Here is a 17,040-nt window from a genome sequence, read left to right as displayed (position 1 = left end):
CGCCGCCGGAGCAGCCGGCAAGCTTTTCGCGCCCGGCGTCAGTAACCGCCGCCGCGCTTTTCCGTCACGGTCTCGCCGAGGAACGTGCGGCGCAGGGTCTCGACGGCCGAGACGAGGCAATTGACGTCGGTGCCGATCGCCATGAAGTCCGCGCCGAGATCCCGGTAGACCTCCGCCTGCTGCAGCGAGACCGTCATGATGCCCCGCGCCTTGCCATGGGCCTTGGTGCGCTCGAAGATCCTGCCGATCGTCGCCAGCACTTCCGGCGCGCCGGGATCGCCGAGGAGGCCCATATCCGCGGCAAGGTCGGAAGGACCGATGAAGACGCCGTCAACGCCCTCGACCGCGGCGATATCGTCGATGGCGGCGAAGCCCGCCCGGCTTTCCACCTGCACGATCAGGCAAATCTCGTCATTGGCCGTCGCCAGATAATCCGGCGTGCGGTTGAAATCGCTAGCGCGGCCGAGGCCGGCGCCAACGCCGCGGATGCCGTGCGGCGGATAGCGCAGGGCCCGCACCAGCGCCTTGGCCTGCTCGGCCGATTCGACCATGGGAATGAGGAAAGTCTGGGCGCCCTGGTCGAGGAGCTGCTTGAGCAGCCAGGCCTCGCCCATCGGCGGGCGCACCATGGCGTGGGTCGGCGAATGGCGCAGCGCGCCGATCTGCGCGCTGATCATCGGCATGTCGTTCGGGCCGTGCTCGCCGTCGATCAGCAGCCAGTCGTAGCCGCTGGTGGAAAGGATCTCCGCCGCATAGGGACTGCCGAGCGCCGCCCACAGGCCGAGCTGGAACCGGCCTTCGCGAAGCGCGGCCTTGAAGGCGTTTTTCGGTGCTGCCACGATATATTCCTCTTCAAAAACGAAACCGGCCGGACGATGCCGGCCGGAAAACGAGCTGGGGCTGTTCTCAGCCGATGCCGCCGAGGCAGACATATTTCATCTCGGTGAACTCCTCGATGCCGTATTTCGAGCCCTCGCGGCCGAGGCCGGAGAGCTTGACGCCGCCGAAGGGCGCTTCCGCCGTCGAGATGAGGCCGGTATTGACGCCGACCATGCCGTATTCCAGCGCCTCGGCGACGCGGAAGACGCGCGACAGGTCCTTGGCGTAGAAATAGGAGGCAAGGCCGAATTCCGTGTCGTTGGCCTGCGCGATCACATCGTCCTCGTCCGTGAAGCGGAAGAGCGGGGCGACGGGGCCGAAGGTCTCTTCCCGCGCAACCGCCATGTCCGGCGTCACGTCGGCAAGGACGGTCGCCTCGTAGAAGGTGCCGCCGAGCGCATGGCGCTTGCCGCCCTGCACGACCCGGCCGCCCTTCTTCACGGCGTCGGCGACATGTTCCTCGACCTTTTCCAGCGCGGCATTGTCGATCAGCGGACCGAGCACCACGCCCTCGTCGAAGCCGTTGCCGGTCTTCAGCCTGCCGACGGCGGCGGCGAGCTTTTCGGAGAAGGCGTCGTAGACGGCATCCTGCACATAGAGCCGGTTGGCGCACACGCAGGTCTGGCCGTTGTTGCGGAACTTGGCGATCAGCGCGCCTTCGACCGCCGCATCGAGATCGGCATCGTCGAAGACGATGAAGGGCGCATTGCCGCCGAGCTCCAGGCCGAGCTTCTTGATGGTCGGCGCGCACTGCTTGTAAAGCTCCGCGCCGATTTCCGTCGAGCCGGTGAAGGTGAGCTTGCGGACGGTCGGGTTGGCGGTCATCTCGGCGCCGATCTCGCGGGCCGAGCCGGTGATGACGGAGAAGAGGCCGGCGGGAAGGCCGGCGCGCTCGGCAAGGATCGCAAGGGCGATGGCCGAGAAGGGCGTCTGCGAGGCGGGCTTCAGCACCATCGCGCAGCCGGCGGCGAAGGCGGGGCCGGCCTTGCGGGTGATCATGGCGTTGGGGAAATTCCAGGGGGTGATGGCCGCGACGACGCCGATCGGCTGCTTCATCACGAGGATGCGCTTGTCCTTCTGGTGGCCGGGCATGATGTCGCCATAGACGCGGCGGGCCTCCTCGGCGAACCATTCGACGAAGCTTGCGCCATAGACGATCTCGCCCGTGGCTTCGGCCAGCGGCTTGCCCTGTTCCATCGTCAGGATGCGGCCGAGATCGTCCTTGTTCTCGATCATCAGGTCGAACCACTTGCGCAGCACGGCCGAGCGTTCCTTGGCGGTACGGGCGGCCCAGGCCTTCTGGGCCTCTGCCGCCGCGTCGATCGCTTCCTTCGTCTCCTTCGCGCCGAGCTTCGGCACATGGCCGACAAGCTCACCCGTCGCCGGGTTCTTCACCGCGATGCCGCTCGCATCCGCTTCGATCCAGCGCGTGCCGACAAGGGCTGCCTGGCGAAGCAGGCTCGGGTCTTTGAGGCTCATCGGATATCTCCCATTTCGCGATGCCGTCTGACGTGTCGCAACGGTTATATTGCGTCCCACCCGGTTTCGACAATGCGACGGGGCGGGATTTTCGCCTCCGGCCGGCCATCGGCATGTTTCCCCGTCCGCCAGGTTATTTTCATGTACTTGTCGTCGCAAAAACGCTGCGCAACGGGCCGGACTGCTTTAGGTTCAAGCCGCTGATTTGAACATTCGAGGCTTTGCAATGACCCATCCCACCGGCCGCACCGCGGACCACGCCATCGACCCCGTCTTCCTCGACCGCTGGTCGCCCCGCGCCTTCACCGGCGAGGCCATGCCGCACGAGACGCTGCTTTCGCTGTTCGAGGCGGCGCGCTGGGCACCATCGGCCGCAAATGGCCAGCCCTGGCGCTTCATCTACGGCCACCGCGGCAGCCCAGCCTTTGACGCGATCTACAGCACGCTGGACGAAGGCAACCGGCGCTGGGCGGACAAGGCCTCGGTGCTTGTGGTCATCGTCTCTCAGACCCACCGCAAGGGCGCCGACGGCGAGATGCGCCCGGCCTATACCCACGCCTTCGACACCGGCGCGGCCTGGGCCTATCTCGCCCTGCAGGCGACCCATGCCGGCTACCATGCCCACGGCATGGGCGGCATCGACCGCGCGAAGGCGATGGAGGTTCTCGGCATTCCCGAGGGCTTCCGCGTCGAGGCGGCGGTCGCCATAGGCAGGATCGCGCCGAAGGAGACTCTGCCGGAAGACCTGATGAAGCGCGAAGTGCCGAGCACGCGCAAGCCGGTGGCGGAATTCGTCTCGGAAGGACAGTTCACGGCCTGAGTGACGGGCGTCTTCCCGCCTTTCTGCGGCAGGGCCCGCCACGCCATCCTCGGGCTTGCCCCGAGGATCAACCCGCCCCCGGGGGCGTGGGTGGTCGGGTCAGGCCCGACCATGACGGCGGAGAGGGCGGTGCGAAGTGAAGGCGATGGAGAGCGTTGGTTCAGACCGGCGAGGGCAAGAAGAAAGCCGCCTTTCGGCGGCTTTCGTGATCAGATGTCGAGATTGGCGACGCTGAGGGCGTTTTCCTGGATGAAGTCGCGCCGCGGCTCCACCTCGTCGCCCATCAGGCGGGAGAAGAGGCCGTCGGCATCGGTCGCATCGTTGACCTTGACCTGCAGCAGCGAGCGGACGTTCGGATCGAGCGTCGTTTCCCAGAGCTGCTCGGCGTTCATTTCGCCGAGGCCCTTGTAGCGCTGCATGGAAAGACCCTTGCGGCCGGCCGCGAAGATCGCGTCGAGCAGGGCGCGCGGGCCGGAGATCTCGACCTGCCCGTCCTTGCGGCGCAGCACCGGCGGCACCATGTAGGTCTCCTTCAGGCGGGCCGAGAGCTGGTCGATATGGCGGGCATCAGACGAGCCGATCAGCGCCATGTCGATATGGGCGAATTCCTTGACGCCGCGCACCATGCGCTCGAAGCGCAGGCCCCCGTCGGACGCGACCGAGCCTTCCCAGCCGCGTTCCGTCTCCTCGGCGATGAGGTCGAGGCGGCGGGCGACATCCTGAGCCTTGGCCGCATAGGCCTCGCGGTCGTGGCTGAGCTCGAGGTTCAGCGCACCGGCGATCGCCGCCTGTTCGACGATGGAACGGCTGTAGCGCGAATGCAGGCCGTCGAGCAGCGTGCGCAGGCGCAGCGCATCCTGGATGAGCTCCAGGATATCCTGTCCGGCGCGCACCTCGCCGGAGGAAAGCTCCAGCGCCGCGTCGTCGAGGCCCGTGCCGATCAGGTAGTCTTCCAGCGCCTTCTCGTTCTTCAGATACTGGCTCGATTTGCCGCGCGCCACCTTATAGAGCGGCGGCTGGGCGATATAGAGATGGCCGCGCTCGATCAGCTCCGGCATCTGGCGGAAGAAGAAGGTGAGCAGCAGCGTGCGGATATGGGCGCCGTCGACGTCGGCGTCCGTCATGATGATGATCTTGTGGTAACGCAGCTTGTCGGCATTGAACTCGTCCTTGCCGATGGACGTGCCGAGCGCGGTGATCAGCGTGCCGATTTCCTGGCTCGACAGCATCTTGTCGAAGCGCGCGCGCTCGACATTGAGGATCTTGCCGCGCAGCGGCAGGATCGCCTGGTTCTCGCGCGAGCGCCCCTGCTTGGCCGAGCCGCCGGCCGAGTCGCCCTCGACGAGGAAGAGTTCGGACTTCACCGGATCGCGTTCGGAGCAGTCGGCCAGCTTGCCGGGCAGCGAGGAGATGTCGAGCGCGCCCTTGCGCCGCGTCAATTCGCGCGCCTTGCGGGCGGCCTCGCGGGCGGCGGCGGCCTCGACCACCTTGCCGATCAGCGTCTTCGCATCGGTCGGGTGCTCTTCCATCCAGATGCTCAGCGCCTCGTTGACGAGGCTTTCAACGACCGGGCGAACTTCCGAGGAGACCAGCTTGTCCTTGGTCTGCGAGGAGAATTTCGGGTCTGGCACCTTTACCGAAAGAACGGCGGTCAGGCCCTCGCGGCAGTCGTCGCCCGTCAGCGTCACCTTCTCCTTCTTCATGATGCCGGAGCCCTCGGCATAGGAGACGACCTGGCGGGTCAGCGCGCCGCGGAAGCCGGCCATGTGCGTGCCGCCGTCGCGCTGCGGGATGTTGTTGGTGAAGCAGAGCACGTTCTCGTGGTAGCTGTCGTTCCACCACATGGCGACTTCGACGGTGATGCCGTCCTTCTCGCCCCTGATGGCAATCGGCTTGTCGACCAGCGGCTTCTTGGCGCGGTCGAGATAGATGACGAAGGCTTCGAGACCGCCCTCGTAAATCAGCTCGTCCTGCCTGACGTCGGAATGGCGGCGGTCGGTGAGCAGGATGCGCACGCCGGAATTGAGGAAGGCGAGCTCGCGCAGGCGGTGCTCCAGCGTCGAATAGTTGAACTCGATGTTCGAGAAGGTTTCCGGCGACGGCAGGAAGGTGACTTCCGTGCCTGTCTCGTCGCCGGCCTCGCCCGTGACCTTCAGCGGGCCGTCGGCAACGCCATGGGTGAAGCTCATCTCGTGGATCTTGCCGGCGCGGCGGATCTTCAGCTTCAGCGAGACGGAAAGCGCGTTCACCACGGAAACGCCCACGCCATGCAGGCCGCCGGAGACCTTGTAGGAATTCTGGTCGAATTTACCGCCGGCATGGAGCTGGGTCATGATGACCTCGGCCGCCGAGACGCCCTCTTCCTTGTGGATGTCGGTCGGGATGCCGCGGCCGTTGTCCGTCACCGTCACCGAACCGTCCGCGTTGAGCGTCACCGTCACGATGTCGGCATGGCCGGCCAGCGCCTCGTCGATGGCATTGTCGACCACCTCGTAGACCATGTGGTGCAGGCCCGAGCCGTCGTCGGTGTCGCCGATATACATGCCCGGGCGCTTGCGCACGGCATCGAGTCCCTTGAGGACCTTGATCGAATCTGCGCCATACTCGGCCGGGCCGTTTTCGGTCTCGGGTGTGTCAGTCATTCAAGCGTCTTTCCAGAGGTTTCGCGCCAAAGGCTTCGCGGTGGGCGGGAGCGCGGCGAATCACCGCTTTCCAAGTCTTTGAATATAGGGATTTTGACCCCAAGTTCCAAACCAGAGAGCGGTCAAACACGGCAGAAATCAGGGGATCACCCCGGTTTTACCCGTGAATTGCATGCTTTTTCGAGAATGCCGGCAAGGCGGCGCACTGTCTCGGGCGGCAGGCCGGCGATTTCGGCCGCGAGCCGGTTGGCGAAGGCCGTGTATTCCGGCGGAAGACCGGCCGTGTCGACCACCACGCGGGGGTCGGAAATCTCTGCAATGCGGAAGAGTTCCTCGGCCTCGTCCCAGATGACGTTGAAGTAGCCGGCGACGCGCTGGAGGAAATCGAAGCTCGGCATGCCGCGCTTGCCGTGCTCCAGCGCCGAGAGATAGGCGGGGCTGACACCGAGCGCCAGCGCCATCTCCTTCTGCGACACGCCCTTGCGGTCGCGCAGGTGCCGCACGGCCTTGCCGAAGGGCGTCGTCATCGCTTTTCCCCCGGCAGGCGGGCGAGGCGGACGTACAGCGCGCCCTCGCCGCCATGGTTGCGGGCGGCCGGCTCGTAGGAGGAGATCAGCGGCCGGAACTCCGGCAGCGAGAACCACAGCGGCACCGCCCGCTTCAGCGCGCCGTCGCTGCCGAGCGACGTACCCTTGCCGGTGATGACGAGGACATGGCGCAGGCCCCGCTCATGCGCCTTGATGAGGAAGCCGAGCAGGAAGCCGTGCGCCTCGCTCTGGATCATGCCGTGCAGGTCGATGCGCGCCTCGAGGGCAAGGCGGCCCTTGGCGATCTTGCGCTTGACGGGGCGCTCCAGCGGATGATGGCGGGTTTCCCTGCCGCGGCCGATGGTGAGCGCGATGCCTTCCGCCGGCTTTTCGGCCTTTGCCGCCTTCGGGGCGGGTTCCGGTTCCTTCTCCACCACCTTCTCGGCGAAGGCCTCTTCGAATTCCGTCAGGGCATCGAGCTTTCCCGGCAAGGCGCGCGTGCTGCGCGCCACCTTGCCCCAGAGAATACGGTCCTCGCTGGAAAGCGCCTTATCCTTCGGCATGGAGGTAGCGCTCCGCCGCCGCCCTGGGGATGAGGATATGGAAGGTCGCGGCATTGCGCACATGGCCGGCGAGCGCGCCCGCCGCATCGCCCGAGCCGGTGAAGATGTCGCCGCGCGCCGGGCCGACGATGGCCGTTCCCGTGTCGAGCGCCAGCATCAGCCGCCGGAAGGGTTTTCCGCCGTCCATGTGGGTGAGGCTGTCGCTCGAAATGAAGAAGGGCAGGCCGAAGGTGTGTATCAGCCGGTCGACCGCCAGCGAGCGGCCGGCGACCAGCGGCACCTTAGCGGCGGCGATGGGGCCGAGCGCGGCATCGTCCACCGCCGCTTCCTTGAAGAAGATGAAGGAACGATTGTGCCAGAGCACTGCGTCCACCTGGTCCTCGTGTCGCGCCAGCCAGTCGCGGATCGAGGCCATGGAGACAGTCGCGGCATGGATCTCACCGCGGTCGATCAGGAGCTTGCCGATGGCCGAGAAGGGGTGGCCGGACTTGGCCGCATAGGTGATGCGCTTCATCGCTCCGTCGGGATAGACAAGCCGCGCGGCGCCCTGAACATGGGCGAAGAACACATCCACCTTCGAGCGCGCATAGGCGATTTCCAGCCCGCGGCCTTTCAGGCAGCCGCGCTCGATCTCGCCGCGGTCGGGATGCTCGACGACGGCGCCGTCCTTCGCAAGGCCGAAGGCGTAGCCCTCGGGGAAGCCGGCGGGGCGATTGGCGTCGTCGAGGTCGACCAGATCGTCGGGCCGGCGGTAGAAGGGATAGCGATAGTCCGCATCCGGCTCGGCCTTCACGGCGACCTCGGGCTCGTAGAAGGCCGTGACGAAGCCGGCGGTGCCGTCCGCCTTCTCGATGCGGAAAGGCACGCAATGGGCTTCGAAGAAGGCCCGCACGGCGGCGGCACCCTCGGGCCTTTCATCCGCGGCGGCGTCCAGAAGTGCAAGAAGCTCGCCGGCGGTGATGCCGAGCGAGCCTGTCCTGTAGGGTTTCACGGTGCGGATATGATCGCGGCAACGGCTCATTGCCGCAAGCAAGGGTATCGGATCGTCCTCGTCCCAGCCGGGAAGCGCCGAAAACCGGGCCGGGACCAGACGGTAATCCATCGGAGCCTCGCTCAGCCTTCCGACTCGGTTGCGATCAGCTTCCAGTTCGGGTCGCGCGAGCGGATGTCGCGGGCGAAGGTCCACAGGTCGTTGACCTCGGCCACCGTTTCCGCGTCGCCATCGACCAGCGCGCCGGCCTTGTCATAGGTGGCGGAAATCAGCTGGCTGACGATGCGCAAGGTGACATTGGCCTCGCTGTCCTTGACCTCGGCGGAGACGATGTCGGCCTTCTCGATGCCGACGAAGCTGGAGCGAACGACCTCGCCCTTGGCCTCGCGCTCGGAGATGGCGGCGTCGAAGCCCTCGAAGACCTCGCGCGACAGGAGGTTCTTCAGCGTCTTGCGGTCGCCGTCGGCAAAGGCGACGACGACCATCTCGTAGGCCATGCGGGCGCCGGCGACGAATTCCTTCGGGTTGAAGGCGGGGTCCGTCTTGACGAGGGCACGCAGCTGATCGTTGAGGGGGGTGCCCGGCGCGGCGAAGCTGTCGACGGCGGCGTAGGGATTTTCCTCCTCGTCGGCATCGCGGCGCGGCAGCGTGACGACCTTGCCGCGGTCGGGCGAATCAGTCTCGCCCACGCTCTCGCGCTTCGAATAGGGATCGAAGGGCGGACGCTCGCTGCCGGTGCGGCGGCCAAGCACACTGCGCAATTGCAGGAAGATGACCACCGCAGCCACGAGGAAGAAAATCGTTACAAAGTCGAATGAGCCCATTATCGATCCGCTGCCGGTTCCTGTTCTTTGTTCCTTTTCCATATAGTCCGCAAAGACGCATCATTCAAATGGCGATGACGTGAATGCGGCGAAGACGCGCGGATATGCAGGCCACGGTATCGGCCCGGGAAAATCTGTGCGAGATTGGACACCATGTCGAGACGTCTCATTCCCCTTGCCATTCTTCTGCTGCCGCTGGCGGAAATCGCCTGTTTCATCCTTGTCGGGCGGCGGATCGGCCTCTTCCCGACCCTGTCGCTGGTCGTGCTCTCGGCCGTCGCCGGCATCGTGCTGATGCGGGTGCAGGGCTTCGGCGTCATCGCCCGGCTCCGGCAATCCGGCCAGGAAGGCCGCGCGCCCGGCAAGGAGGTGCTCGATGCGGCGATGATCATGATCGCCGGGATCCTGCTTCTCATTCCGGGTTTCCTCACCGATATCCTCGGCCTTGCGCTCTTCCTGCCGCCGGTGCGCGCGTTTCTCTGGAACCGGCTGATCCGTAACGTCGTTGTGGTCGATATCGGCGGAACGGGCACGAGCCCGCGCCCCGAGACGGGGCCGCGCCGCACGATCGACCTCGACGAAGGCGACTTCCATCGCGACGAGCCGCGCTGAGCCCAGGGTTGTAAGCCCCTTGCCGAAATGCTAGATGGCCTGACTTTCCAGAGTCCCGAGGATACTCCCATGACCGACGCAGTCACCGACAACAACGCCGCGAGCCCCTCGCTCAACATCCTGGCGCAGTATGTGAAGGACTTCTCCTTCGAGAACCCGGGTGCCCCGCGTTCGCTGCAGGCCCGTGACAAGGCGCCGGCGATCAATATCAGCGTCAACGTCAATGCCAACCCGCTCGCCGAATCGGACTTCGACGTCATCCTTTCGCTGAACGCGGAAGCCAAGGACGGCGACAAGGTGCTGTTCAATGCCGAACTCGCCTATGGCGGCGTCTTCCGCATCACGGGCTTCCCGCAGGAGCACATGCTGCCGGTTCTCTTCATCGAGTGCCCGCGCCTGCTCTTCCCCTTCGCCCGCCAGATCATCGCCGACGCCACCCGCAACGGCGGCTTCCCGCCGCTGATGATCGATCCGATCGATTTCGCCCAGATGTTTGCCCAGCGCATGGCCGAAGAACAGGTCAAGGCGAAGGTCCAGGCCAACTAAGGCCGCCATTCCCCTAAACGAAACGCCCGGCCGCATCGCAGCCGGGCGTTTTTGTTTCTGAAGATCGTGAGCCGGATTCAGGCGCCGTATTTCACCCAGATCGCCTTGGCGCCCATCGTCTCCACCATGGCCGCATGGGCCGCGCGCTCTTCTTCCGAAATGCGCGGCGGAAGGGGGCGCGGTCGGACGCCGAGCGGAAGGACGACCTCGTCTTCCGCATCGACCAGCGTCTGGCGGCCCATCTCCGCCGAGCCGAGGCCGAGCGCCGCCTGCCGGCCGCCGATCATCTCGATATAGACTTCGGCCAGCAGTTCGGAGTCGAGAAGCGCGCCGTGCTTGGTGCGGTGCGAATTGTCGATGCCGTAGCGCCGGCACAGCGCATCGAGCGAATTCGGGCCCATCGGATGCTTGCGGCGGGCGAGCGCCAGCGTATCGGTCACCCGGTCGGAGGAAACGGGCGGCAGGCCGACCCGGTCGAACTCGGCATTGATGAAGCCCATGTCGAAATTGGCATTGTGCGCCACCCAGCGGGCATCGCCGAAGAAATCGACGATCTCCTGTGCGACCTCGACGAAGGGACGCTTGTCCTGCAGGAACTCGTCGGTGATGCCGTGGACGGCAAGCGCGTCCGGATGGACCTTGCGGTCGCCGGGATTGATGAAGATGTGCAGCGTGCGGCCGGTCGGGAAATGGTTCTCCAGCTCCACGCCGCCGATTTCAATGACACGGTCGAGCTTGTTGTCGAGGCCGGTCGTTTCCGTATCGAAGATGATCTCGCGCATCAGTTCCGCCGCTCCGTCAGTCTTGCGATTATCTCTTCCACCTGTTCGCGCGCCGCATCAAGCCCCCGGTCCGTATCGATGATGAAATCGGCCCGCTGCCGCTTTTCCGCATCCGGCATCTGGCGCGAGAGGATGAGCTGGAATTTCTCCTCCGTCATGCCCGGCCGCGCAAGGACGCGCTCCCGCTGCGTCTGCGGATCACAGGTGACGACGACGACCTTGTCCACCCGCTTTTCCCCGCCCGTTTCATAGAGCAGCGGGATATCGAGCAGCACGAGCGGCGCGCCGTTCCGACGCTCGGCATCGAGAAAGGCCGTTTCCCGTGCCCGGACGAGCGGATGGATGACCGCCTCCAGTTCGCCGAACCGTTCCGGGGATCGTGCGAGAATGGCGGAAAGCGCCTTGCGGTCGATGACGTCGTCCTCCAGTGCCGCCGGGAAGAGCGCAGCCACCGGCGCCACCGCCTCGGCGCGGTAGAGATCGTGCACCGTCGCATCGGCATCGTGCACCGGCACGCCGAGATCGCGGAACATCGCGGCCGTCGTCGACTTGCCCGTGCCGATCGATCCGGTGAGGCCGAGAACGATCATCGATGCTTCTCCATGTCCGCAAGGATCAGGTCGCGCAGCACAGCATCGACCGTGGGCCGGACGCCGAACCATTTCTCGAAGCCGGGCACCGCCTGGTGCAGCAGCATGCCGAGGCCATCGACCGTGGCAAAGCCCTGCGCGGACGCCTGGCGGAGGATCGGCGTTTCCAGCGGCACATAGACAATGTCCGTCACCACCGCATCGCCTGCGAGCGGCGAGAAATCGAAGGCCGGCGCCGCCTCGCCATCCATGCCGAGCGAGGTGGTGTTGACGAAGAGTCCGGCTCCCTTCGTGACTTCGGCAAGGGCTTCCATGCCATGGGCATGCACCTTCGGCCCGAAGCGGTCGGCCAGTTCCTGCGCGCGGGCGACGGTGCGGTTTACCACATGGATCTCACCGACGCCGCGATCGCGCACCGCCTGGATGATCGCACGGCTCGCGCCCCCCGCCCCGAGGATCACGGCGCGGTCCGTCCGGCTCCAGCCGGGCGCCGCCGCGTCGAGATTGGCGAGAAAGCCGTAGCCGTCGGTATTGGTGGCGCAAAGCCGGCCGTCTTCAAGCCAGAGGGTGTTCGACGCGCCGAGCTCCTCGCTGAGAGCATCCGGCCGGTCGGCCAGCCTGTAGGCCGTTTCCTTGTGGGGAATGGTGACATTGCCGCCGACAAAGCCGGATTCACCGCTTTTCAAACGAGAAATGAAGCCGGCGAAATCTTCGGGGGAAACCTCCTGCCGCGTATAAGATCCCGCAAGCCCCAACATTTCCAGCCAGTGGCCATGGATCAGCGGCGAACGCGAATGCTTGACCGGATAGCCGGTGACGAAGGCGTGGCGGGCGGATGTTTCACGTGAATCATGCATCGATGGCACCGAGATCGCGAAGTTTAGCCAGCAGCGGAAGAAGCGGCAGGCCGAGAATGGTGAAATAGTCGCCGTCGATCCGCTCGAAGAGTTGCACGCCCTCCCCCTCCAGCTGGTAGGCGCCGACGCTGGCGAGCACTCGCGTGCCGACGCGGACAAGATGCCGGTCGATGAACCCTTCCGAAAGCGGACGCATCGTCAGCCGCGCGATGGAGACGTGAGTCCAGAGGGTTTCGCCGTCGCGCACCAGCGCGATGCCGCAGTTCAGGGCATGGGTGCGGCCCGACATCGCCATGAGGTGGGATTTCGCTTCCGCCATGTCGACCGGCTTGTGGAACACCCGGCCCTCGAGCGAGAGGGTCTGGTCCGAACCGATGACGAGCGCGCCCGGATTGCGGCCTGCCACATCCTTCGCCTTCTCGATCGCCAACGCCTCGGCAACGTCCGGCGGGGTGGGATTGCGCGCGGCGAGCGCCGCCTCGGCTGCACGCTCGTCGATCTCCGCCGCGCGCGCTTCGAAGGCAAGGCCGGCATTTTCCATCAGCATGCGGCGGAAGGGGCTTTGCGAGGCAAGGATCAGCGGCGGCGTCATGAAAATCTCCTGTTGCCTTCCGGTTAACGGAGCTTGGGGCGAAGAGCAACGATGGCGGCGGCCGTTTCCTCGATCGAGCGGCGAGTGACATCGATGACCGGCCAGTTGTTGCGCGCGCAGATGGCGCGGGCATATTTCAGCTCCTCGGAGATCTGCGCCCTGTCGATATAGTCATCACCGCGGAAATCCTGCGTCTGGCCCAATATCCGGTTCTGCCGGACCTGGGCGATGCGGTCGGTCGTGGCAATGAGGCCGACGATCAGCGGCTTCGTCGCCGCCGACAGCCGTTCCGGCAGCGGCACGCCGAGCACGATTGGCACATTGGCGGTCTTGATGCCGCGATTGGCGAGATAGATGCTGGTCGGCGTCTTCGAGGTGCGGCTGATGCCGATAAGGATGACATCCGCCTCGTCGAGATCGGCCGGCAACTGGCCGTCGTCATGGTCCATGGTGAAATTCAGCGCCTCGATGCGCGCGAAATATTCCGCGTTCATCACATGCTGCGCCCCGACCCGCCGGCGCGAGGGGGCGCCGAGATAGGACTGGAAGATCTCGATCACCGGCTCCAGCACGGAAACGCAGGGCACCCCCATCTCCCGGCAGCGCTGGTCGATGATCTCCGACAATTCCCGGTCGACGACCGTATAGAGCACGATACCCGGCGCGCCGTCGATGGCATCGAGCACGGGCATGAGCTGCTTGCGATTGCGCACGAGCGGATAGACATGCTCCAGCGCCTGGGAGGACTGGAACTGCGCCGCGGCGGCCCGCCCGGCGGCGATGAGGGTCTCGCCCGTCGAGTCCGAAATGAGGTGCAGATGAAAGTAGTTTTTGGTGCTTTCCACAATATCCTCCGGCCCCTGTTGATGACCCGGGACAAACCCGAGCTAAAAACGGGAGGGGCACGGAGGCAAGAGGATAAGTGCCGGTTTTTCCACAATCGGCAAACAGCGGGAGACGGATTCCGCGCCGCTGTGGACAAGACTCATGGCCACGGCAAAGTGTCGCGCTTGTCCACAGGCCGCCCACAGGAAGGTGCTTTCCGACGTCTTTCGAATCCCGTTGATTCCAAAGGGCGAATCCGGATTTGCCGGATTTGCGCCGCAAAAGCCTTCGCGGACTTTGTCTTTTCCCGCGGGTTCGCGCCGGGAGGGGGATTTTGTGGACAGGATTTAATCCTTGATAGTCACCGACTCTAAGAAATAGAAACCTCTTTAAAAGAGATTATTTCATGATTGGGAGAACCCCAGCGGTGTCTGCGAAAAGCCGGAAGATCGTCGAAGTCCTGAAGGGGAAGACGGTTTCCCCCCCTCCCCTCTGGCTGATGCGTCAGGCAGGCCGTTACCTGCCGGAATACCGGGCAACCCGCGCGGAGGCGGGAAGTTTCCTCGATCTCTGTTATTCGCCGGAGCTGGCGACGGAAGTCACGCTCCAGCCGATCCGCCGCTATGCCTTCGACGCGGCGATCCTGTTTTCCGACATCCTCGTCATCCCCGATGCCCTGAAGCGCAATGTCCGCTTCGAGGAAGGCCATGGGCCGCGCATGGACCCGATCGACGTCGACGGCATCTTCGCGCTGAAGGAGGATGGCGTTCAGGATCACCTCAAGCCCGTCCTGGAAGCGGTTCACCGCATCCGGCAGGCTCTTCCCGAGGAAACGGCCCTGCTCGGCTTCTGTGGCGCGCCCTGGACGGTTGCGACCTACATGATCGCCGGCCATGGCACGCCGGATCAGGCGCCGGCCCGGCTTTTCGCCTACCGGGAGCCGGAGGCCTTCGCCCGTCTCCTCGATCTCCTGGCCGATCTTTCGGCCGATTATCTCGTGGCGCAGATCGATGCGGGCGCCGATGCGGTGCAGATCTTCGATTCCTGGGCGGGCGTGCTCGGCGAGAAGGAATTTACCGATTACGCCGTCCGCCCGATGCGGCGCATCGTCGATGCGGTGCGGTCGCGCCGGCCTCAGGCGAAGATCATCGCCTTCGCCAAGGGGGCCGGCCTCCAGCTCAAGACCTACCGGCAGGAGACGCGGGCGGATGCGATCGGCCTCGACTGGTCGGTGCCGCTGTCCTTCGCGGCCGAGCTGCAGAAGGACGGCCCGGTGCAGGGCAATCTCGATCCGATGCGCGTGGTCGCCGGCGCCGCCGCGCTCGATGAAGGGGTCGATGCCATCCTGCAGGCGCTCGGCAACGGCCCGCTGATCTTCAATCTCGGCCACGGCATCACGCCTCAGGCCGATCCCGAAAACGTCACGCGGCTCGTGGCGCGCGTGCGCGGGCAAGCGCGATGAGCGAGCGGCAGACCAGCGAGAGCGCCGGACGCCGAGCCCGTTTGCGGGCGGCGGTGGCGCTCGCCGTCTTCGCACTGGTGGCGCTCCTCCTCGTCCTCCATCCGCCGGAGGATTTCTATCTCTGGATCAAGGCGCTGCACATCGTCGCCGTGATGTCCTGGATGGCGGGGCTGCTCTATCTGCCACGGCTCTTCGTCTATCACACGGATGCGCCCGTGGGTTCTGCCCAGTCGGAGACCTTCAAGGTGATGGAAGGGCGGCTCTACCGGACGATCATGCAGCCGGCCATGGGCCTTTCCTGGCTGCTCGGCCTCTATCTCGCCTGGTCGGTCTATGGTTTCCAGGGCGGCTGGCTGCATGCCAAGCTCGCCTTCGTCGTCCTTCTCACCGGCGTGCACGAGTATTACGGCCGCGCGGTGAAGGCTTTCGCGGAAGATCGCAACGTGAAAACCGGGCGGCAATGGCGCGTCTGGAACGAGGCGCCGGCCCTCCTGATGGTCCTCATCGTCATCATGGTCGTGGTCAAGCCGTTCTGATCGGCCGCGACAAATCGGACGAAATTGAATCGCCCCCTTGCGGGCCGGCACCGGAACCGCTATTTTCCGCGCATCTCATCTTTCGTGGCATGTGTATTCGTTCAGTGAGCTGCACCAGACCCCGCGCAGTTCGTCCCTGACCCGCACGCCTTTTCCCATCCCGATGACCTGCAGCATGGACCATTCATGGCCGAAATGAAGCTACAAGACCTCAAGAACAAGACTCCGACCGACCTCCTCGCCTTTGCCGAATCACTCGAGGTCGAGAACGCGAGCACGATGCGCAAGCAGGAGCTCATGTTTGCCATCCTCAAGATGCTGGCCTCTCAGGACGTCGAGATCATCGGCGAAGGCGTCGTGGAAGTGCTGCAGGACGGCTTCGGCTTCCTGCGCTCGGCGAACGCAAACTACCTGCCCGGCCCGGATGATATCTACATCTCGCCCTCGCAGATCCGCCGCTTCTCGCTGAAGACCGGCGATACCGTCGAAGGCCCGATCCGCGGCCCCAAGGAAGGCGAGCGCTACTTCGCTCTCCTCAAGGTCAACACGATCAATTTCGACGATCCGGAAAAGATCCGCCACAAGGTCCATTTCGACAACCTGACGCCGCTCTATCCCAACGAGCGCTTCAAGATGGAACTCGAAATCCCGACCTCGAAGGACCTTTCGCCTCGCGTCATCGACCTGGTGGCGCCGCTCGGCAAGGGCCAGCGTGCCCTGATCGTCGCGCCGCCGCGCACGGGTAAGACGGTTCTCCTGCAGAACATCGCCCATTCGATCACGGCGAACCATCCGGAATGTTATCTCATCGTCCTGCTGATCGACGAGCGTCCGGAAGAAGTGACGGACATGCAGCGCTCGGTGAAGGGCGAAGTGGTTTCCTCGACCTTCGACGAGCCGGCGACGCGTCACGTCCAGGTCGCCGAAATGGTCATCGAGAAGGCCAAGCGCCTCGTCGAGCATGGCCGCGACGTGGTCATCCTGCTCGATTCCATCACCCGCCTTGGCCGCGCCTACAACACGGTCGTTCCGTCTTCTGGCAAGGTCCTGACCGGCGGTGTCGACGCCAACGCGCTGCAGCGCCCGAAGCGCTTCTTCGGCGCCGCCCGCAACATCGAGGAAGGCGGCTCGCTGACGATCATCGCGACCGCGCTCATCGATACCGGCAGCCGCATGGACGAAGTCATCTTCGAAGAGTTCAAGGGCACCGGCAATTCGGAAATCGTGCTCGACCGCAAGGTCGCCGACAAGCGCATCTTCCCGGCGATGGACATCCTCAAGTCCGGTACGCGCAAGGAGGACCTCCTCGTGCCGCGCCAGGACCTGCAGAAGATCTTCGTCCTGCGCCGTATCCTTGCCCCGATGGGAACGACCGATGCGATCGAGTTCCTGATCGACAAGCTGAAGCAGACTAAGAACAACGGCGATTTCTTCGACTCGATGAATACCTGATCGAGGCCCGCCTTCGCGAAGACAGCCATGGTCCCGTCGCAAGACGGGGCCATTTTCGTTT

Annotated in this window: 18 protein-coding genes; 6 read left to right on the top strand and 12 right to left on the bottom strand. The window is 65.0% G+C overall.

The features are described 5' to 3' along the window. Window positions 1-38 precede the first annotated feature (38 nt). Together ACZ1A1_RS15620 and gabD are read right to left on the bottom strand one after the other, a co-directional pair. Entirely contained in the window at window positions 39-839 is an 801-nt protein-coding gene (locus ACZ1A1_RS15620) for an HpcH/HpaI aldolase family protein (RefSeq protein WP_463620605.1), read from the bottom strand. Between the two features lie 67 nt (window positions 840-906). After that, window positions 907-2,358 (bottom strand): NADP-dependent succinate-semialdehyde dehydrogenase, encoded by a 1,452-nt coding sequence (gene gabD, locus ACZ1A1_RS15615; protein WP_119257960.1) that lies wholly within the window; start codon window positions 2,356-2,358, stop codon window positions 907-909. 226 nt (window positions 2,359-2,584) lie between these two features. On the opposite strand from gabD, the gene ACZ1A1_RS15610 reads away from it, so the two are divergent. Next, window positions 2,585-3,178 (top strand): nitroreductase family protein, encoded by a 594-nt coding sequence (locus tag ACZ1A1_RS15610; RefSeq protein WP_463620604.1) that lies wholly within the window; start codon window positions 2,585-2,587, stop codon window positions 3,176-3,178. A gap of 209 nt (window positions 3,179-3,387) precedes the next feature. Here ACZ1A1_RS15610 and gyrB read toward each other — a convergent pair whose 3' ends face one another. From gyrB to ACZ1A1_RS15585, 5 genes are all read right to left on the bottom strand, one after another. After that, window positions 3,388-5,820, bottom strand: a complete 2,433-nt coding sequence (gyrB, locus tag ACZ1A1_RS15605; protein WP_463620603.1) for a DNA topoisomerase (ATP-hydrolyzing) subunit B — start codon at window positions 5,818-5,820, stop codon at window positions 3,388-3,390. A 146-nt stretch (window positions 5,821-5,966) separates the two neighbouring features. Beyond that, window positions 5,967-6,347, bottom strand: coding sequence for a helix-turn-helix domain-containing protein (locus ACZ1A1_RS15600; RefSeq protein ID WP_119257957.1), 381 nt, complete (start codon window positions 6,345-6,347; stop codon window positions 5,967-5,969). Continuing rightward, a complete protein-coding gene (locus tag ACZ1A1_RS15595; RefSeq protein WP_463620602.1) occupies window positions 6,344-6,910 on the bottom strand; it encodes a Smr/MutS family protein in 567 nt (188 codons plus the stop codon). The genes ACZ1A1_RS15600 and ACZ1A1_RS15595 overlap by 4 nt, the downstream gene beginning before the upstream one ends. Next, window positions 6,897-8,012 (bottom strand): murein transglycosylase A, encoded by a 1,116-nt coding sequence (gene mltA, locus ACZ1A1_RS15590; RefSeq protein ID WP_463620601.1) that lies wholly within the window; start codon window positions 8,010-8,012, stop codon window positions 6,897-6,899. Before mltA ends, ACZ1A1_RS15595 begins: the two co-directional genes overlap by 14 nt. 11 nt (window positions 8,013-8,023) lie before the next feature. Then, window positions 8,024-8,725, bottom strand: a complete 702-nt coding sequence (locus tag ACZ1A1_RS15585) for a Tim44/TimA family putative adaptor protein (RefSeq protein ID WP_313195309.1) — start codon at window positions 8,723-8,725, stop codon at window positions 8,024-8,026. 153 nt (window positions 8,726-8,878) lie between these two features. Between ACZ1A1_RS15585 and ACZ1A1_RS15580 the strand changes: the two genes are divergently transcribed. Then, complete coding sequence (locus tag ACZ1A1_RS15580; protein ID WP_415214495.1) at window positions 8,879-9,337, top strand: FxsA family protein; 459 nt, start codon at window positions 8,879-8,881, stop codon at window positions 9,335-9,337. Between the two features lie 69 nt (window positions 9,338-9,406). After that, on the top strand, window positions 9,407-9,883 hold the full coding sequence (gene secB, locus ACZ1A1_RS15575) for a protein-export chaperone SecB (protein ID WP_313195311.1): 477 nt from the start codon (window positions 9,407-9,409) through the stop codon (window positions 9,881-9,883). 77 nt (window positions 9,884-9,960) lie between these two features. Here secB and dnaQ read toward each other — a convergent pair whose 3' ends face one another. Genes dnaQ through ACZ1A1_RS15550 form a run of 5 tightly spaced genes read right to left on the bottom strand, consistent with a single transcriptional unit; the run spans window position 9,961 to window position 13,549 of the window. Next, window positions 9,961-10,665, bottom strand: a complete 705-nt coding sequence (gene dnaQ / locus ACZ1A1_RS15570; RefSeq protein WP_463620600.1) for a DNA polymerase III subunit epsilon — start codon at window positions 10,663-10,665, stop codon at window positions 9,961-9,963. Next, entirely contained in the window at window positions 10,665-11,255 is a 591-nt protein-coding gene (gene coaE, locus ACZ1A1_RS15565) for a dephospho-CoA kinase (protein WP_463620599.1), read from the bottom strand. Before coaE ends, dnaQ begins: the two co-directional genes overlap by 1 nt. After that, the gene (locus tag ACZ1A1_RS15560) at window positions 11,252-12,112 is read right to left on the bottom strand and encodes a shikimate dehydrogenase (RefSeq protein ID WP_463620598.1); all 861 of its coding nucleotides are present in this window, start codon (window positions 12,110-12,112) and stop codon (window positions 11,252-11,254) included. Before ACZ1A1_RS15560 ends, coaE begins: the two co-directional genes overlap by 4 nt. Then, a complete protein-coding gene (locus ACZ1A1_RS15555) occupies window positions 12,105-12,704 on the bottom strand; it encodes a Maf-like protein (protein WP_463620597.1) in 600 nt (199 codons plus the stop codon). Before ACZ1A1_RS15555 ends, ACZ1A1_RS15560 begins: the two co-directional genes overlap by 8 nt. 23 nt (window positions 12,705-12,727) lie before the next feature. Further along, on the bottom strand, window positions 12,728-13,549 hold the full coding sequence (locus ACZ1A1_RS15550; RefSeq protein WP_313195316.1) for a pyruvate, water dikinase regulatory protein: 822 nt from the start codon (window positions 13,547-13,549) through the stop codon (window positions 12,728-12,730). 407 nt (window positions 13,550-13,956) lie between these two features. Between ACZ1A1_RS15550 and hemE the strand changes: the two genes are divergently transcribed. The 3 genes from hemE to rho all read left to right on the top strand — a co-directional run bounded on the left by hemE (window position 13,957) and on the right by rho (window position 16,979). Next, entirely contained in the window at window positions 13,957-14,991 is a 1,035-nt protein-coding gene (gene hemE, locus ACZ1A1_RS15545; RefSeq protein WP_463620596.1) for a uroporphyrinogen decarboxylase, read from the top strand. Further along, a complete protein-coding gene (gene hemJ, locus ACZ1A1_RS15540; RefSeq protein WP_463620595.1) occupies window positions 14,988-15,527 on the top strand; it encodes a protoporphyrinogen oxidase HemJ in 540 nt (179 codons plus the stop codon). The genes hemE and hemJ overlap by 4 nt, the downstream gene beginning before the upstream one ends. A 186-nt stretch (window positions 15,528-15,713) precedes the next feature. Then, window positions 15,714-16,979, top strand: coding sequence for a transcription termination factor Rho (gene rho, locus ACZ1A1_RS15535; protein ID WP_119257944.1), 1,266 nt, complete (start codon window positions 15,714-15,716; stop codon window positions 16,977-16,979). The last annotated feature ends 61 nt before the right edge of the window (window positions 16,980-17,040 follow it).

The sequence above is a fragment of the Shinella sp. R2-11 genome (genome assembly GCF_055330205.1).
The sequence above is the reverse complement of the archived record's forward strand: the minus strand, read 5'-3'. Positions and strand labels throughout refer to the sequence as shown.

Bases quoted from the DNA above. Each gene is read 5' to 3' on its own strand.
- rho (WP_119257944.1), top strand. From the start codon at position 15,714: ATGGCCGAAATGAAGCTACAAGACCTCAAGAACAAGACTCCGACCGAC.
- ACZ1A1_RS15595 (WP_463620602.1), bottom strand. From the start codon at position 6,910: ATGCCGAAGGATAAGGCGCTTTCCAGCGAGGACCGTATTCTCTGGGGC.
- ACZ1A1_RS15580 (WP_415214495.1), top strand. From the start codon at position 8,879: ATGTCGAGACGTCTCATTCCCCTTGCCATTCTTCTGCTGCCGCTGGCG.
- ACZ1A1_RS15610 (WP_463620604.1), top strand. From the start codon at position 2,585: ATGACCCATCCCACCGGCCGCACCGCGGACCACGCCATCGACCCCGTC.
- ACZ1A1_RS15600 (WP_119257957.1), bottom strand. From the start codon at position 6,347: ATGACGACGCCCTTCGGCAAGGCCGTGCGGCACCTGCGCGACCGCAAG.
- secB (WP_313195311.1), top strand. From the start codon at position 9,407: ATGACCGACGCAGTCACCGACAACAACGCCGCGAGCCCCTCGCTCAAC.
- ACZ1A1_RS15560 (WP_463620598.1), bottom strand. From the start codon at position 12,112: ATGCATGATTCACGTGAAACATCCGCCCGCCACGCCTTCGTCACCGGC.
- coaE (WP_463620599.1), bottom strand. From the start codon at position 11,255: ATGATCGTTCTCGGCCTCACCGGATCGATCGGCACGGGCAAGTCGACG.
- dnaQ (WP_463620600.1), bottom strand. From the start codon at position 10,665: ATGCGCGAGATCATCTTCGATACGGAAACGACCGGCCTCGACAACAAG.
- gabD (WP_119257960.1), bottom strand. From the start codon at position 2,358: ATGAGCCTCAAAGACCCGAGCCTGCTTCGCCAGGCAGCCCTTGTCGGC.
- ACZ1A1_RS15585 (WP_313195309.1), bottom strand. From the start codon at position 8,725: ATGGGCTCATTCGACTTTGTAACGATTTTCTTCCTCGTGGCTGCGGTG.
- gyrB (WP_463620603.1), bottom strand. From the start codon at position 5,820: ATGACTGACACACCCGAGACCGAAAACGGCCCGGCCGAGTATGGCGCA.
- hemJ (WP_463620595.1), top strand. From the start codon at position 14,988: ATGAGCGAGCGGCAGACCAGCGAGAGCGCCGGACGCCGAGCCCGTTTG.
- ACZ1A1_RS15555 (WP_463620597.1), bottom strand. From the start codon at position 12,704: ATGACGCCGCCGCTGATCCTTGCCTCGCAAAGCCCCTTCCGCCGCATG.
- mltA (WP_463620601.1), bottom strand. From the start codon at position 8,012: ATGGATTACCGTCTGGTCCCGGCCCGGTTTTCGGCGCTTCCCGGCTGG.